Annotated in this window: 13 protein-coding genes; 1 reads left to right on the forward strand and 12 read right to left on the reverse strand. The window is 71.5% G+C overall.

Annotated features, from left to right (window positions below; genetic code table 11):
* Positions 1 to 3: 3 nt before the first annotated feature.
* From CP983_RS04830 to CP983_RS04865, 8 genes are read right to left on the reverse strand one after another with little or no spacing between them, the layout of a single operon-like run.
* Positions 4 to 846, reverse strand: a complete 843-nt coding sequence (locus CP983_RS04830) for an amidohydrolase family protein (protein ID WP_150498642.1) — start codon at positions 844 to 846, stop codon at positions 4 to 6.
* The gene (locus CP983_RS04835; protein ID WP_107908524.1) at positions 843 to 1,157 is read right to left on the reverse strand and encodes an L-rhamnose mutarotase; all 315 of its coding nucleotides are present in this window, start codon (positions 1,155 to 1,157) and stop codon (positions 843 to 845) included. Before CP983_RS04835 ends, CP983_RS04830 begins: the two co-directional genes overlap by 4 nt.
* Positions 1,154 to 2,125, reverse strand: coding sequence for an aldo/keto reductase (locus tag CP983_RS04840; RefSeq protein ID WP_107908525.1), 972 nt, complete (start codon positions 2,123 to 2,125; stop codon positions 1,154 to 1,156). Before CP983_RS04840 ends, CP983_RS04835 begins: the two co-directional genes overlap by 4 nt.
* Positions 2,122 to 2,877: an SDR family NAD(P)-dependent oxidoreductase gene (locus CP983_RS04845; protein WP_150498643.1), complete on the reverse strand. Its 756-nt coding sequence runs from the start codon at positions 2,875 to 2,877 to the stop codon at positions 2,122 to 2,124. The genes CP983_RS04840 and CP983_RS04845 overlap by 4 nt, the downstream gene beginning before the upstream one ends.
* Positions 2,874 to 4,223, reverse strand: coding sequence for an L-fuconate dehydratase (locus CP983_RS04850; RefSeq protein WP_125524692.1), 1,350 nt, complete (start codon positions 4,221 to 4,223; stop codon positions 2,874 to 2,876). The genes CP983_RS04845 and CP983_RS04850 overlap by 4 nt, the downstream gene beginning before the upstream one ends.
* A 38-nt stretch (positions 4,224 to 4,261) precedes the next feature.
* Positions 4,262 to 5,287, reverse strand: coding sequence for an ABC transporter permease (locus CP983_RS04855; RefSeq protein WP_030950571.1), 1,026 nt, complete (start codon positions 5,285 to 5,287; stop codon positions 4,262 to 4,264).
* Positions 5,280 to 6,782 (reverse strand): sugar ABC transporter ATP-binding protein, encoded by a 1,503-nt coding sequence (locus CP983_RS04860; protein ID WP_150498644.1) that lies wholly within the window; start codon positions 6,780 to 6,782, stop codon positions 5,280 to 5,282. Before CP983_RS04860 ends, CP983_RS04855 begins: the two co-directional genes overlap by 8 nt.
* Entirely contained in the window at positions 6,779 to 7,849 is a 1,071-nt protein-coding gene (locus tag CP983_RS04865) for a sugar ABC transporter substrate-binding protein (protein ID WP_107908529.1), read from the reverse strand. Before CP983_RS04865 ends, CP983_RS04860 begins: the two co-directional genes overlap by 4 nt.
* Positions 7,850 to 8,030: 181 nt before the next feature.
* Between CP983_RS04865 and CP983_RS04870 the strand changes: the two genes are divergently transcribed.
* Positions 8,031 to 8,729, forward strand: coding sequence for a FadR/GntR family transcriptional regulator (locus tag CP983_RS04870; RefSeq protein WP_107908672.1), 699 nt, complete (start codon positions 8,031 to 8,033; stop codon positions 8,727 to 8,729).
* Between the two features lie 71 nt (positions 8,730 to 8,800).
* On the opposite strand, the gene CP983_RS04875 is transcribed toward CP983_RS04870, so the two are convergent.
* The 4 genes from CP983_RS04875 to CP983_RS04890 all read right to left on the reverse strand — a co-directional run bounded on the left by CP983_RS04875 (position 8,801) and on the right by CP983_RS04890 (position 16,016).
* Entirely contained in the window at positions 8,801 to 9,616 is an 816-nt protein-coding gene (locus CP983_RS04875) for an N-acetylmuramoyl-L-alanine amidase (protein ID WP_150498645.1), read from the reverse strand.
* Positions 9,617 to 9,717: 101 nt separating this feature from the next.
* The gene (locus CP983_RS04880; RefSeq protein WP_150498646.1) at positions 9,718 to 12,732 is read right to left on the reverse strand and encodes an alpha-mannosidase; all 3,015 of its coding nucleotides are present in this window, start codon (positions 12,730 to 12,732) and stop codon (positions 9,718 to 9,720) included.
* Positions 12,733 to 12,765: 33 nt separating this feature from the next.
* Positions 12,766 to 14,763: an endo-beta-N-acetylglucosaminidase gene (locus CP983_RS04885; RefSeq protein WP_150498647.1), complete on the reverse strand. Its 1,998-nt coding sequence runs from the start codon at positions 14,761 to 14,763 to the stop codon at positions 12,766 to 12,768.
* The gene (locus tag CP983_RS04890) at positions 14,760 to 16,016 is read right to left on the reverse strand and encodes a glycoside hydrolase 5 family protein (RefSeq protein ID WP_150498648.1); all 1,257 of its coding nucleotides are present in this window, start codon (positions 16,014 to 16,016) and stop codon (positions 14,760 to 14,762) included. Before CP983_RS04890 ends, CP983_RS04885 begins: the two co-directional genes overlap by 4 nt.
* Positions 16,017 to 16,026: the final 10 nt, after the last annotated feature.

Raw genomic sequence — 16,026 nt, forward strand, 5'->3', positions numbered from 1 at the left:
CCGTCAAAGACCGTAGACGCCGGCGGCGGTGCCCTGGAAGACCTGGGTGCGCTCGGCACCGGAGAGCGCGGCGGTCAACTCCGCGGCGGCGTCGAGCACTTCGGCGTACGTCGCCGCGAGCGTGCACACCGGCCAGTCCGAGCCGAACATCAGGCGCCCGGGGCCGAAGGCCTCCAGTACCGCGTCGGCGTACGGGCGCAGGTCGGTCACCGTCCAGTCGGCGAGGTCGGCCTCGGTGACGAGGCCGGAGAGTTTGCAGACGGTGTTGGGGAGTGCGGCGAGGGCACGGACGTCACGGGTCCAGGGTTCGCGGGCGCCGGAGGCGATCGGCGGTTTGCCCGAGTGGTCCAGGACGAAGGTGAGTCCGGGGAGGTCGGCGGCCGCTTCGACGCAGGCGGGGAGCTGGTGGGGCAGCACCACGAGGTCGTAGACCAGGCCGGCCTCCGCCACGGCCGCCAGTCCGCGTCGTACGTCCGCGCGCAGCAGCCATTGCGGGTCCGCCTCGCCCTGGACCTGGTGGCGGATGCCCTTGAGGTACCGGCCGCCGGGCAGCTCACGCAGCCGGGACAGCTCGTCGGCGATGTCGGGGCGGGTGAGGTCGGTCCAGCCGACGACTCCCGCGATCAGCTCGTGCCCGGCGGCGAGCGCCAGGAACTCCGGGGTCTCCTCCGGGACGGTGATCGTCTGGACGAGGACGGTACGGCCGACTCCGGCCGCCCGCGCCTCGGGGGCGAGGTCGCCGACACCGAAGTTCCTTCTCAGCGGCTGGAATTCGGGTCCCCTGATCCAGTCCTGGTCGCGCACCGACAGGTCCCACACATGGTGGTGGGCGTCGACGATCGTCACGGCAGCTCCCACACGACGGGCAGGCCGGCCTCGGCGCCCTCGTCGGAGTAGTCGTGCACCACGTCGAGCAGCTCGACCATGCGGGCCTGCCAGGCCACGTTGACCGGCAGCTCCTTCAGCTCGGCGAGGAGGCGGCCGTAGTCCTCGCAGTCCAGGACGTGGAAGAGGTCGGTGCCGCTGCGCCAGATCGTCCAGGAGGTGGCGCCGGCGGCCCGGATCGCGTCCGTGAGCTCGACCGGCACCTCCCGGTGGGCCGCCTCGTAGCGGTCGATCCGGTCCGCGCGGACCTTGGTGTGCAGGGCGACCCTCATCGCGGCTCCTTGTCGGACAGCAGGCCGGACTCCAGCAGTTCCTGCCAGAACGCCATCGGCACCTCCGTCGCGAACTGCTCGGCGCAGTCCCGGACCTCGTCGGCCGACCGGGCGCCCACGAGCACGCTCGCGACGGCGGGGTGCGCGGCGCAGAACGCGAGGGCGGCGGCCCGCAGGGTGATGCCGTGGCGGTCGGCGAGGGACTTCATGCGCAGCGCGCGGTCCAGCAACTCCGGCGGGGCTTGCGTGTAGTTGTACGTCGAGTCCGGTCCCGGATCCGCCAGGAGGCCGGAGTTGAAGGCTCCGCCGACGACGACGGAGGTGTGGCACTCGACCGCCACGGGCAGCAGATCGTCGAGCGCGCTCTGGTCGAGCAGCGTGTAGCGGCCGGCGCACAGCACCACGTCGACGTCCGTGTCGGCGACGAACCTGGTCAGCATCCCGGCCTGGTTCATCCCGGCGCCGATCGCGCCCACCACGCCCTCGGAGCGCAGCTTCTCCAGCGCCGGATAGCCCTCGCGGAAGGCCACTTCGGCGTGGTCGTCGGGGTCGTGGAGGTAGACCACGTCGACACGGTCGAGGCCGAGCCGTTCCAGACTGGCGTCGAGGGTGCGTCGTACGCCGTCCGCGCCGAAGTCCCAGACGCGGCGCCGGTCGGCGGGTACGGCGAAGCCGTTGGCCAGGTCGTCGCCCGTGGCGTCCGGCACCGGTTCCAGTCGGCGGCCGACCTTGGTCGAGATGGTGTACGCCTCGCGCGGATACTCCCGCAGGGCCGCGCCGAGGCGGCGTTCGGACAGGCCGAGGCCGTAGTGCGGGGCGGTGTCGAAGTGGCGGATGCCCGCGTCCCAGGCGGCGGCCACGGCCTCGTGCGCCTGTTCCTCGCCGACCTCGGTGTACAGGTTGCCGATGGCGGCCCCGCCGAAGGACAGCGGGCTGACCTCGACGTCGGTGCGACCGAGCCGGTTCACCGGCCCACCGGCCTCAGGCGCAGGCCCTGCATGCCGCCGTCGACGGCGAGGGAGGTGCCGGTGGTGGCGCCGGAGAGCGGGCTCGCGAGGTAGGCGACGGCGCCGGCGACCTCGTCCGCCGACACCAGGCGCCCGGTGGGCTGGCGGGCCTCCAGCGCGGCTCGTTCGACGGCCGGGTCGGCTGCGGAGTCGAGGAGGCGGCCGACCCAGGGGGTGTCCACCGTGCCCGGGTTGACGCAGTTGACGCGGATGCCCTCACGGACGTGGTCGGCGGCCATGGCGAGGGTGAGGGAGTACACGGCGCCCTTGGTCGCGCTGTACAGCGCCCGCTGCGGAAGCCCGGCCGTGGCGGCGATGGAGCAGGTGTTGACGATCGTCGCGTGCGAGGACTCCCGCAGGTGCGGTAGCGCGGCCCGGGACATCCGGACCATGCCGACGACGTTGACGTCGTAGACCCGGTGCCACTCGGCGTCGTCGTTGTCCTCGACGGTGCCCTGGGCGCCGATGCCGGCGTTGTTGATCAGCACGTCCAGACCGCCGAGCTCGGCCGCGGCGGCCGCCACGGCCTCGCGTACGGAGGCGTCGTCGGTGACGTCGGCGCGGAAGGCGAGCAGGGGCTTGTCGACGGAGGACGGATCCAGGTCGAGGACGGCGACCCGGGCACCGCGTGCGGCGAGGAGTTCGGCCGTGGCCCGGCCGATGCCGGAGGCGCCTCCTGTCACCAGCGCCTTGAGACCGTCGAAGTCGCTCATGCCGCGTGCCCCTTCTTCTCATCGCGGTCGGCGGCCCAGAAGGCGCCGTCCGGGAACGTGTACCGCGCGATCGACTCGGGCCGCATGGCGGCCGAGAAGCCCGGCGCGGTGGGTGCCGTGTAGTGACCTTCCCTGATCACCACCGGGTCGAGGAAGTGGTCGTGCAGATGGTCGACGTACTCGATGACCCGGTCCTCGGTGGTGCCGGTGACCGCCACGTAGTCGAACATCGACAGGTGCTGGACGAGTTCGCACAGCCCGACGCCGCCCGCGTGCGGGCAGACCGGTACGCCGAACTTGGCGGCCAGCAGCAGGATGGCGAGGTTCTCGTTGACGCCGCCGACGCGGGCCGCGTCGATCTGGAGGACGTCGAGGGCGCCGGCCTGGAGGAGCTGCTTGAAGACGACCCGGTTCTGCACATGCTCGCCGGTGGCCACCTTGACCGGGGCGACGGCCTCACGGATGGCGGCGTGGCCGAGGACGTCGTCGGGGCTGGTGGGCTCCTCGATCCAGTACGGGTCGAACTCTGCGAGGGCCTTGGTCCAGCGGATCGCCTCGGCCACGTCCCAGCGCTGGTTGGCGTCGATCGCCATGCGGATGTCCGGCCCGACGACCTCGCGGGCGACACGGCAGCGCCGTACGTCGTCCTCCAGGTCGGCGCCGACCTTCAGCTTGATCTGGCGGAAGCCGTCGGCGACGGCCTCGGCGGCGAGCCGGCCGAGCTTGTCGTCGTCGTAGCCGAGCCAGCCGGCGGAGGTGGTGTAGGCGGGGTAGCCACGCTCCAGCAGCCGGGCCGTGCGTTCCGGCGCGCCCTCGCGGCCCCGGCGCAGCAGGGCGAGGGCCTCCTCGGGCGTGAGCGCGTCGGTGATGTACCGGAAGTCGATCTGCCGAACGATCCACTCCGGGTCGGCGTCGGCGAGGAGCCGCCACACGGGCTTGCCCGCGCGCTTGGCGGCCAGGTCCCACACGGCGTTCATGACCGCGCCGATCGCCATGTGCATCACGCCCTTCTCGGGGCCGAGCCAGCGCAGCTGGCTGTCGCCGATCAGGTCGCGGTTGAGGATCCCCGGGTCCCCGCACAGCTCCTCGACGGGCCGGCCCACGACATGGCCGCGCAGCGCCTCGATCGCGGCGACCTGGATCTCGTTCCCCCGCCCGATGGTGAAGGTGAATCCGTGCCCCTCGTGGCCGTCCGCCGCGTCGGTGCGCAGCACGACGTACGCGGCCGAGTAGTCGGGGTCCGGGTTCATCGCGTCGGAGCCGTCGAGCTCGCGCGAGGTGGGGAAGCGGATGTCATAGGTGTCGACCGCGGTGACGCGGGTGGGGGTGCCGGGGGCCTGGGACACTGAAGTCCTTTCCGTCGAGGGGCGGTTGGCAGCCGTGGTCAGTCCTGGGCCCGGCCCGTGGTGACACGGGCGATCATGAGGGCGATCAGGATGATTCCGCCGTAGATGGCCTGGATCCAGAACGACGGGACCTGGGCGAGGGTGAGCAGGTTCTGGACCACGCCCAGAAGGAGTACGCCCGTCAGGGCGCCGAACATGGTGCCCTTGCCGCCGTCGAGGCTGATGCCGCCGATCACCGCGGCCGCGAACACGGTGAAGATCATGTTGTTGCCCTGGTTGGCGCTGATCGCGCCGACGTAGCCGGTCTGGATGATCCCGCCGACGGCCGCGAGGGTGCCCGCGACGACGAACACGCCGAGCATCACGCGCTCGACCCGGATGCCGGCCGCGCGGGCGGCGTCCGCGTTGCCGCCGATGGCGTACAGGGCGCGTCCGATGCGGTGGTACTTGAGGACGAACCCGGCGATCGCGAAGGCGGCGGCCGCGAGCCACACCGACATCGGGATGCCGATGAAGGTGGTGGTGGCCAGGGAGTAGAAGCTCTCGGGCATCCCGAACAGGGTCTTGCCCTTGGTCGCGCCGACCAGCAGCCCTCGCAGGACGATCAGCATCGCGAGCGTCACGATGAACGCGTTGAGCTTGAACTTCACGACCAGGATGCCGTTGAAGGCACCCACGGCCGCGCCCACCAGGAGGATCGCCAGCAGGGACAGGGCGGCGGGGAGTTCGGTGCCCCAGCCGGACTGCGCGGCGGGCAGCACGAGCAGCGCGCCGACGGCGGGCGCGATGCCGACGACGGATTCGAGGGACAGGTCGAACTTGCCGGTGATCAGGACCAGCGACTCGGCCAGCACGACCATCGCGAGCGCGGCGGACGCGCCGAGGATCGAGATCAGGTTCCGCTCGGTGAGGAACGAGTCGTTGACCACCGCGCCGAGCACCAGGAGCAGCAGCAGCGCCGGGACGAGGGCGAGTTCGCGGGCGCGGCGGAGCAGGACGGTCCTGGCGGCACGGGCGTCCGGCACCTTCAGGGGCAGGGCCGGTGGGGCCTTGGTGTCAGCCATGGTGGTCCACTCCTTCGATGGAGGCGATCAGCTCGTGGTCGCGCCAGCCGGCCGGGTGCTCGGCGACGACACGGCCGTGGAACAGGACGAGGACGCGGTCGCAGCGGCGCAGGTCGTCGAGTTCGTCGGAGACGACGAGCACGGCGATGCCGTCCTCGCGGGCGCTGTCCACCCGGGCCAGCAGGGATTCCTTGGACTTCACGTCGACGCCCGCGGTGGGGTTGATCAGCACGAGCAGCCGGGGGTCGGAGGCCAGCGCGCGGGCCATGACGACCTTCTGCGCGTTGCCGCCGGACAGGTCGGATACGGGCTGGTCGGGGCCCTCGGTGTGGATGTCGAGGCGTTCGATGAGGGCGGTGGCGAGACCGCGCTTGCGTTCGGTGCCGACGAACCCGAAGCGGCCGAGCCGTTCCAGGACGCTCATGGTGGCGTTGTCGCCGATGGTCATGCCGGCGACGAGGCCCTGGTCGTGCCGGTCGCGGGGCACACAGGCGACGCCCGCCTTCAGGGCGGCTCCCACATTCCCGAACGGCAGCCGCTCGCCGCCCAGTTGTGCCGTCCCGCCGGTCGGGGTGTGCAGCCCCGCGAAGGACTCGGCGAGTTCCACCTTGCCGCTGCCGCTGATCCCGGCGAGCCCGACGACCTCGCCGCGGCGGACGGTGAGGTCGATGTCCTCGTACGCCGGTGAGGTGAGCCCGCGGGCTTCGAGCAGGACGGGGGCGTCGCGGTCGACGTCTCTCGGGTCCACGGCCTGTTCGGCGATGGCCTCCAGGGACTCCCCCGCCATGGCCTCCACCAGGGCCCGGCGCGGAAGTTCGGCGACCGGCGCGGTGGTGATCCAGCGGGCGTCACGCAGGACCGTGACGGCCTGGCACACCTCGTACACCTCCTGGAGGTGGTGCGAGATGAACAGGAACGTCACGCCGGAGTCCTGGAGCGCCCGCATCCGTGTGAACAGCCGCTCGATCTCGCGGTTGTCGAGCTGCGCGGTGGGCTCGTCGAGGATGATGAAGCGGGCGCCGAAGCTCAACGCCCGTGCGATCTCCACCATTTGCCGGTCCTCGACCTTGAGGTCGGCGGTGCGGGCCTCCGGGTCGACGTGCACGTCCCAGGTGGCGAGGAGTTCGGCGGCCTCCGAGCGCAGCTTGCGCCAGCTGATGAAGCCGCGGTTGAGCGGCTGGCGGTTGATGTACAGGTTCTCGGCGACCGTCAGCTCGGGGACGACGGTGGGCTTCTGGTAGACGCAGGCCACCTTGCGGCGCCAGGCGTCGCGGTCGGCGAGCGGGGGTGCGGGCTCGCCGTCGAAGCGGACCTCGCCCTCGTCGGCGGCCTGGAGTCCGGTGAGGATCTGGACCAGGGTCGACTTGCCGGCGCCGTTGCGGCCGACGAGGGCGTGCGACTCGCCGGGCAGGACGGTGAGCCGTCCGTCGGCGAGGGCGGTGGTGGGACCGTAGCGCTTGACGATGTCCCGCGCCTGTACGAGTGGCGTCGTCATTTGACCGTGTTGCCCCAGAGCTTCGGGTCGTCGACGTTGTCCTTGGTGACCAGCGGCGCGGGCAGCTGGTCCTCCAGGATGCCGCTGGGCAGCTTCACGATGGTGGAGTCGTGGTCCGTCGGGCCGGGCTGGAACTTCTTCCCCTCCATCGCCGCCTTGATGTAGTACATGCCGTACTTGGCGTACAGGTCGGCGGGCTGGGAGACGGTCGCGTCGATCTCGCCCTTGCGGATGGCGTCGTACTCCTGCGGGATGCCGTCGTTGGAGACGATCGTGATGTGCCCGTCCTGTCCGGCCTTCTTCAGCATCCCCTTGGACTTCAGGGTCTGCAGGGTCGGGGCGAGGTAGACGCCGCCGGCCTGCATGTAGATGCCCTTGATGTCGGGGTTGGCGTTCAGGAGGGTGTCCAGCTTGGAGGCCGCGGTGTCGGACTCCCACTTGGCCGGTATCTCCAGGACCTTGAGATCGGGGAAGTTCTTCTTCACGCAGGCCCGGAAGGCCTCGGAGCGGTCGCGGCCGTTGACCGAGGCGAGGTCGCCCATGATCTGCACGACCTTGCCGGAGGGGATCTGCTCGCCGAGGTACTGGCAGGCCTTCTCGCCGTAGGCCACGTTGTCGGCGCGCACCACCATCGCGACCTTGCCCTTGTCTGGCGCCACGTCGACGGCGACGACCGGCACACCCTTGCGCTCGGCCTGGTCGAGGCCGGCCTCGATGGCGGCGCTGTCCAGCGGGGCCACGACGAGGCCCTTCACGTTCTGGTTGAGCTGGTTGTTGATGTCGGTGATCTGCTGGGACGGGTCACTGTTGGAGTTGACCGTCTTGAGCGCGTCGACGCCCTCGGAGTCGGCCATCTTCGGCACGTAGTCGTTGTACGACTGCCAGAACGGCGAGGTCAGCAGGGGCAGAATCACCCCGACCTTGCCGCTGCCGCCGCCTTCGGCGCTCGACGCGCCGGTGTCCTTGGTGCTGCCGCAGGCGGCGAGCACGAGCGAGGCGCCGGCGATCGCGCACACCGCCCCGACCTTCCGTGACCTGTTCTGCTTCCGCGCTGTAGTGCCGGGCATCTGGCGGCTCCTCGTTGAGCGTGTTCGAGCACATGGTTCGAGCAGGTGCCCGCATATTTATCAGACCACTTCCAGGGAAGAACACCCTCCAGCGGCAGATTTTCCGGCATCGAGACTGTATTGGTCGGACCACCTCGCTGGTTAGACTGCGCGCACCGGTGACAGGAGGAACGGCGTGAACGTGGACGAGACGGCCCCGCAGAAGGGCACCGTGACGCAGCGCGCCATCGAGCGGATCAAGGCGATGATCGCGGAGGGGCGGCTGGAGCCCGGGCAGCGGCTGCCGACCGAGCGCGATCTGGCGGCGCAGCTCGGCATGTCCCGCAGCTCGATGCGGGAGGCGATCCGCGCGCTGACGGTGCTGGGCGTGCTGGAGGCCCGGCACGGATCGGGCATCTACGTGACGCAGCTGGAGGCCGGCGATCTGCTGGAGACGTTCGGTGTGGTCGCCGATCTGTCCCGGGGACCGCGGCTGGTGGAGCTGCTGGAGGTGCGCCGCATCCTGGAGTCCACGGCGACGGCATTGGCGGCGGCGCGGATCACGCCGGACCAGCTGGCGGAGGTGGAGAAGCACCTCGCGGCGATGAACGCCACGGACGACCCGGAGGAGATCCTCGCGCACGACCTGGCGTTCCACCGCGAGATCGCGGTGGCCGCGGGCAACGACACCATGGCGGCGATCCTGGAGGGCCTCTCCTCCCGCACCTTCCGCGCCCGCGTCTGGCGCGGTTACCAGGAGGAGGGCGCCTTCGAGCGCACCCGCCGCGAACACGCCGCGATCCACCGGGCCTTGGTGGCCCGCGATCCGGAGGCGGCGCGGGCCGCGGCGGCCGCGCATGTGGGCGAGGTGGAGGAGTGGCTGCGGGCACAGCTCGGCTGACCGGGGCGGTTCCCTTCACCTGCCGGTGAGTCACCCACCGGTGAGTGGAACCGCCCCGCTCCCCGGCCGCGCTAGGCCTTCACGTCGAAGCCGTGCTCCCGCCCGAGCTTCTCCAGTGACGTGAAGCCCGGGATGCCGTTGGCGTCGTCGCCCGAGAACCCGCAGCGGATCTGCCACGCGGCGTACGCCTCGACGGTCGCGGTGCCGAAGTGGCCGTCCGCGAGGTGCGCGGCGAGGAGGCCCTCCGCGACGAGGGCCTTCTCCACGGTCTTGACCCCGGCGTACGACACGGGCGTTCCGGCCTCGGCCGGGTCGTGCAGGGCGGCCGCGACCACCTTGGACACGTCGATCACCGGTCGCGGACCGGGCTCGGGCGTCGGGCCGCCGGGACGTGGGGCGCCCTTCTGCACCCAGGCGTACAGGTGCTTGCCGGGGCACTCCGTGGCGAGACCGTCCCGGTGTCCCTTGATCTCTTTGCCTGCGCCATGGCCGCGCAGCAGCTCGATGCCGTCGCGGATCGCCCCGAGCATCGCGTCCGTCGGCTTGGTCAGCCCTTCCGAGCCGACCAGGCCCATGATCGCGTAGTGGCCGCGGTTGAGGTCCTGGTTGCCGTTCGCCCCGGTGCGCCTGCCGAGGCCGCGGCCCTCCAGGAGAAAGCCGTGCGGGCAGGCGCCGTAGTTGTAGGCGATGTCCGAGTAGTTCTCCTTCTTGTTCGCCAGATGGTCGACGCGGATCTTCTTCCACTTGGCGATGCACAGGTCGTGGTCGTCGAGAAGTTGGACACTGACCGGTGCGCCCTCGTAGTGGACCTTCACGCCCTTGGTCGAGCTCTGGGTGGGTGCTGCGGATGTCGGCCAGCCGAGCTGAGCTCGTGTGACAAGCTTCAAATGTGCCTCCAGGGGCGTGAGTGTGACACCAACCCCCCTGAGTGTGGGCACAGTTGCATGATCACCTCAGGCCGACGCGCCACCGCTACCCGTCCGTGCGTCTACGAGCGGCGCAACCGCAGCGTGACCAGCTCGAAGGGGCGCAACCGCAGCGCGACGCGCGCCCCTTCTCGCGACGGCGGCTCCGGCAGCGGACGTTCCAGCAGATCCGTCGCCGAGACGTCCGCGACCTCGAAGTCCGCCGTCAGCGTGGCCCGTGTCCGGCCGCCGTGCGCCTCGTGGAGGCGGACCACCACGTCCCCGCTGCCGTCGTCGGCCAGCTTCACCGCGGTGATCACGACGGCGTCCCGGTCCACCGTCACCAGCGGCGACACCTCTCCCCCGCCGGTGATCCGCCGCTCCGGGAGATTGATCCGCCAGCCCTCACGCACCGCGTCCGCGATGCCCGCGCCGGGCACCAGGGCGTGCCGGAAGCGGTGAACGCCCTGGTCGGTCTCGGGGTCCGGGAAGCGCGGGGCGCGCAGCAGCGAGACCCGGACCGTGGTGGTCGTGCCCCGGTCGGCGTCGGTGCGGACCGTGCGGGTCACGTCGTGGCCGTACGTCGAGTCGTTGACGACGGCGGCGCCCCAGCCAGGCTCCTCGACGTGGACGAAGCGGTGGTTGCAGGCCTCGAACTTGGCGGCCTCCCAGCTGGTGTTGGTGTGGGTGGGCCGGTGGAAGTGCCCGAACTGGGTCTCCGAGGCGTACCGTTCCGCGTGCACGTCGAGCGGGAAGGCCAGCTTCAGGAACTTCTCCGTCTCGTGCCAGTCGACCTCCGTGTCGAGCAGCAGCCGCTTGTCGCCCGGTGCGAGCGACAGGTGCTGGGTGACGCGGGAGTCGCCGAAGGTCCGGGTGACCCGCACGGACGCCCCGTCCGCACCGGGCGCGAGTTCGTCCACGCCGGTCAGGTCGGTGACGGTGTGGCGGTAGAACGCGTCGACGTCCCAGGCGTCCCACATGTTCGGGAAGTCGGGGTGCAGCTGGAGGAGACCTGCGGCGCCGCCCGGCGCGATCGTCTCGCGGTCGCCCTCGATGTCGTACGCCGACACGACCAGGCCCCGGGCGTCGATCTCGACGCGCAGGAGGCCGTTGTCGAGGACGAAGCCGCCGTCGGGGCGCGGTGCGAGCGACGTCCGGCCCTCGGTCGCCGGGAGTCGTGCCCCGCCCGCCGGGACGCCCTCGCGTGCGTGCGGGGCGGAGTTGAAGACGAGCTCGGCCGTGCCCTCGCCCGCCAGGGCGCGCTGGGCCGAGTCGATGATGGCGTTCAGCTCGCCCGCGAGGCGCTCGTACGTGGCGCGAGCCTCACGGTGCACCCACGCGATGGACGAGCCGGGCAGGATGTCGTGGAACTGGTGCAGCAACACCGTCTTCCAGATCCGGTCGAGTTCCTCGTACGGGTAGGGGAATCCGGCGCGTACGGCGGCGGTCGCGGCCCACAGTTCGGCCTCCCGCAGGAGGTGTTCGCTGCGGCGGTTGCCCTGCTTCGTCTTGGCCTGGCTGGTGAGGGTGGCGCGGTGCAGTTCGAGGTAGAGCTCGCCGACCCAGACGGGCGCGTCGGGGTACTCGGCCTCGGCCTTGCGGAAGAAGGCGTCCGGGGTCTCCCAGACGACGGTGGCCGAGCCCTCCAGGTCCCGCAGCCGGGCCGACTTGGCGATCATCTCGCGGGTCGTGCCGCCGCCTCCGTCGCCCCAGCCGGTGGGCGCCAGGGAGTGCCGGGCCGCGCCCTTGTCCTTGAAGTTGCGGGCCGCGTGGGCGATCTCGCTGCCCTTCATGGAGCAGTTGTAGGTGTCGACGGGCGGGAAGTGCGTGAAGATCCGGGTGCCGTCGATGCCCTCCCACTGGAAGGTGTGGTGCGGGAACTTGTTGGTCTGGCTCCAGGAGATCTTCTGCGTCAGCAGCCACTTGGAGCCCGCCGCCTTGATGATCTGCGGCAGTCCCGCGGCGAAGCCGAAGGTGTCGGGGAGCCATGCCTCGTCGTTCTCGATCCCGAACTCGTCGAGGAAGAACCGCTTGCCGTGCACGAACTGCCGGGCCATGGCCTCCGAGCCCGGCATGTTGGTGTCCGACTCCACCCACATGCCGCCCGCCGGCACGAACCGGCCGTCGGCGACCGCCTTCTTCACCCGCGCCCACACCTCGGGCCGGTGCTCCTTCACCCACGCCCACTGCTGGGCCTGGGACATGGCGAAGACGAAGTCGGGCTCGTCCTCGATGAGCGCGGTCATGTTGGACGTCGTACGGGCCACCTTGCGCACCGTCTCGCGCAGCGGCCACAGCCACGCCGAGTCGATGTGCGCGTGTCCGACGGCGCTGATGCGGTGGGCGGACGGCACGGCGGGCACGGCGAGCACCTCGGCGAGCTGCTCCCGGGCCCGGGCCGCGGTGCCGTTCACGTCCTGGAGGTCGATCGCGTCGAGCGCCCGCTCCACCGCCCGCAGGACGTCCCAGCGCCGCGCCGACTCCACCGGCAGCTCGGCCATCAGCTCACCGAGCACCTCCAGGTCGATGACGAGCTGCCAGACGTCCTCGTCGAGGACGGCGAGATCCATCCGGGCCAGCCTGTACTGGGGTTCGCTGCCGGCGGTCTCCTTGTCGCCCAGCTGCGTGGGCAGGAAGGGGTGGTAGTCGAGGATGACGGGGTTGGAGGCCGCCTCGATGTGCAGCCGCACCTCCTCGCCGCCCTCCACGGGGGCGCCGATGCGCACCCACTGGTTGCGGGGGTTGAGGCCCTTCACCGGGGTGCCGTCGGGCCGGTAGACCAGGCCCTCGCACTGGAAGCCGGGCATGTTCTCGTCGAACCCGAGGTCCAGCAGGGCCTCGACGGTCCTGCCCTTCCACGCCTCGGGCACGGTCCCGGTGACCCGGAACCAGCTGGTGCCCCACGGAGCACCCCAGCGGGCGCCCACCTCGATCGGCTCGGGTTCGGCCGCGAGTCCCTCGGCGACGGGCACCGGCTCGCCGGGCGCGTGCCACACCGCCACGTCCAGCGGCACGGACTCCGGGTACACGGCTGGGCGGATGCGCTCGTCGAGGACGCGCTTGAGGCGGGCTTCGACCAGGTTGCGGTCGTCATGCATGCGGGGTGCTCCGTAGGTCGTCCGGGCGGGTGGTTACCAGCGGTGGGTGACGGTCACGGGGGCCGACGTGGTGTACAGCTCCCCTACGGCACGCAGTTCGAACCGTGCCTCCTGCTCGCCCTGTTCCGGCTTCAGGCCGCCGAGGAAGTACGCGCTCTGGCAGGTGCCCCCGAGGAAGCGCCGGGTGCCGTCGGGCAGGAGGCGGTGCAGGGTGTGGTGACGTACGCCGGAGGCAGGATTCCAGGCGAGACGCAGGTCGCCGCCCGATGCCGCGGTGATGCGCAGGCCGGAGGGCGCCGCCGGTGTCTGCGGGGCGCTGCGCACCGCGATGCCGCCCAGCCGCCACCGCACCTGGCCGGTGCCGGCGGCGGTGAGCCGGACGCCGATCGCGCGCACGGTACCGGTCAGGCCGGTGAGCCGTACGGTCGTGGTCTGCCAGCCGCTGCCCGAGGTCACGGGGTAGTAGGTGTACGGCGGTGTCGCCCCGGGCGTGGTGGGTTCGGCGGTGGCGACGGCCAGCTCGGCCTTCACCGCGCCCGCGTCGGCCCGGTGGGTCAGCTCGACGACCGTGTCGGCCGTGACGGGCAGCCGTGTCGCATACACGTCCAGTACGGCCGGCCGGTCCAGTGCCCCGTCGACGAGCACACTGCTCCCGCCGCGCCACGCGGCCGCGAAGTCGAAGGTCACCGCGGGTCGCTGCCCGTCGGTGTGCACGACCCAGCGACGGGACGGCAGCCGGTCCTGGAGACCGAGATGGTTCCAGGGCGCGTCGGACGTCACCTGCCCGTCCTCGTACCAGCGCAGCCCGTGCCCGGTGTTGAAGACGCTCGCGAACGGCATCGAGGTGACCGTCGACCGGTCGGCGACGGACACGGCCGGTGCCCGCCAGCTGTCCGCGGTGTCGGGCCGCGAGGGGTCCCGTGACCGCCCGGTCCAGAAGTGGTCGTCGGCGGCGTGGAAGTCGCCCGGCGTCCGGCCGTCGGCCGGCAGGTGGTTGCGGGTCCACTCGGGTCGGTAGAAGCCGACCGACACGACGTGCGCCTTGTCGCGGGGCACGATGGCGTCCCAGTTCACGGACGAGTTCCAGCCGTTCGACTCGACGTCGACGCCGGCCCACAACTCGTAGCGATTGCGGCCCAGTTGCTGGGCCCGCTGCCCCGAGGACGTCAGTTTCGCGGCCGTCCAGCGGAAGTCGACGAACATGTCGTCGGCGGCCTGGAAGAACGGCTCGTTCTGCGAGTTGAGGGCGCCCTGCCAGCTCACGCCGCCGTTCACGGTCATCGAGTCGTACCAGGTGACCCGCTGCCCCTTGGCCCTTGCGAGCGTCTTCAGCTCGCGCAGGAAGCCGAGCATGTCGGTGCCCAGGGCGGTGTTCCCGCCGCTGGTCTCGGCGTTGACGAACCACCCGTCGAAGCCGTAGGCCGCCGCGACCGCGACCAGCCGGTCGGCCAGCGGATACCGGCCGGCCGCGTCCTTCTGCACCAGGTCACGGGTCCACTGCAACTGCCCGCCGTAGGCGACGGGCGGCAGGAAGATGTTGCCGAGGACGGGTACGCCGTGGCGGTGGGCGGCGTCCACGATCGGCGCGTTCGGGGCCAGGATCAGCCCCTCGCCGGAGGAGCCGCCCCAGAACACCAGCTCGTCGATGTACGCCCAGTGCGTGAGGGCGTAGTAGTCGGCGGTGGCGGAGCCCTGGGAGGGGTTGCTCGCGGTGGGCCCGAAGGAGACCAGGGACTGGATCCTGGCCTGGTCCGAGCGGGCGGTCGTGTTGGCCGGGGCCGGGGTGAAGCGCGGGGCGAGCGGCACCGTCGAGGCGTTGAAGGCGAGGTCCGCGTCGTCGGCGGGGCGCCAGGACTTCAGGCTGCGCCAGGTGATGCCGGTGCCGGGGCTGCCGGCGGGCAGCGAGTCCGGGTACCAGTAGGAGGCGTACGGCTGGAGGGCGGCGGCCTTGGGAGCCGCTTCGGCCGGCAGTGAGGGCATGAGAGCGGCCGTGGCCGCGGCGATGAGGACGGTGCGTCTGGTGGGTTTCACGAGCGGGTGCCTCCTTGTGGGGTGGGGAGTACCTGATCGGGAGCGACGACCTCGGTGATGCCGCGCGCCGCGAGGTGTTCCTGGTCGGCGGCGCGCACATCGAGGACGGTGGTGGGGCGGGCGCCGTCGGCGACCAGCCGGAAATAGGCGTCGAAGACCGGGCCGCCCGGTGCGCAGAGCGAGCGGGAGCCCGGATCGGCGGGGACGACCAGCGCCGTCGTGCGCGGCTCGGGCGTCCGTGGCACCTCCTGGGCGGCCCGCTCCAGCACCCGGGCCGTGTCCTTCGGTTTGCGGTCGTTGGTCAGCAGGCCGAGCCCGTATTCGAGTTCGGGGAAGTCGGCCAGCTCACGGGACACGTCGTGGGAGCACCACCAGGTGATGCCCCACAGGTCGGGGCAGTCCAGGGCGTTCGCGACGGTCGCCGCGGTGAAGGCGGCGGCGTGCTCGGGCGGGACCAGGGGCGCGGGCGCGCCGACCTCCTGGAGCCAGACGGGCCGACACGGTTCGTCGGACCACGCCTTGCTCAGCTCGACGAGCCAGGCGGCGTGGTGCTCGGACGGGACGGAGGTGCGGCCGTGGCGCTGGGCGGTGCCGTTGAAGACCCAGGAGTGCACGGCCGTGACGGCGCCGCGGCGGGCCGCCTGGGCCGGCGTGAACGGCTGGTCGTCCTGGTACCAGGTGGCGTCGTACTCGGCGTGCAGGTGCAGCCGACCGGGGGCGCCCTCCTCGCAGGCGGCGAGCATGCGCGTGAGCCAGCGGTCGATCTCGGCCTCGGTGGCGCGGTCGGGATCCGGGTGCGGGCCCGCCGAGAACTGGTTGACCTCGTTGCCGAGGGTCATGCCGAGGAAGTTCGGCCGGTCGGCGAGGGCGGCGGCGAGGGTGCGCAGGTAGGCGGCCTGGCCGTCGAGGACGTCCGGGTCGGTGAAGAGGTTGCGGCGGTGCCAGGTCCGGGTCCAGGCCGGCAGGTAGTCGAAGCTGCTCAAGTGGCCCTGCAGGCCGTCCACGTTGACGTCGAGGCCGCGTTCGGCGGCGGCGTCGACGAGCCGGACGAGCTGTTCGACGGCCCTGGGGCGGATCAGGGTGCGGTTGGGCTGGAAGTACGGCCACAGCGGGAAGACCCGGATGTGGTCGAGACCGATCGCCGCGATGGAGTCGAGGTCGGCGCGTACGGAGTCGAGGTCGAAGTCGAGCCAGTGGTGGAACCACCCTTCGCTCGGGGTGTAGTTGACGCCGAAGCGCACGGCAGAAGGCATGCGTGTCCTT

Origin of the sequence: Streptomyces chartreusis (genome assembly GCF_008704715.1) — a bacterium.
Lineage (GTDB): Bacteria > Actinomycetota > Actinomycetes > Streptomycetales > Streptomycetaceae > Streptomyces > Streptomyces chartreusis.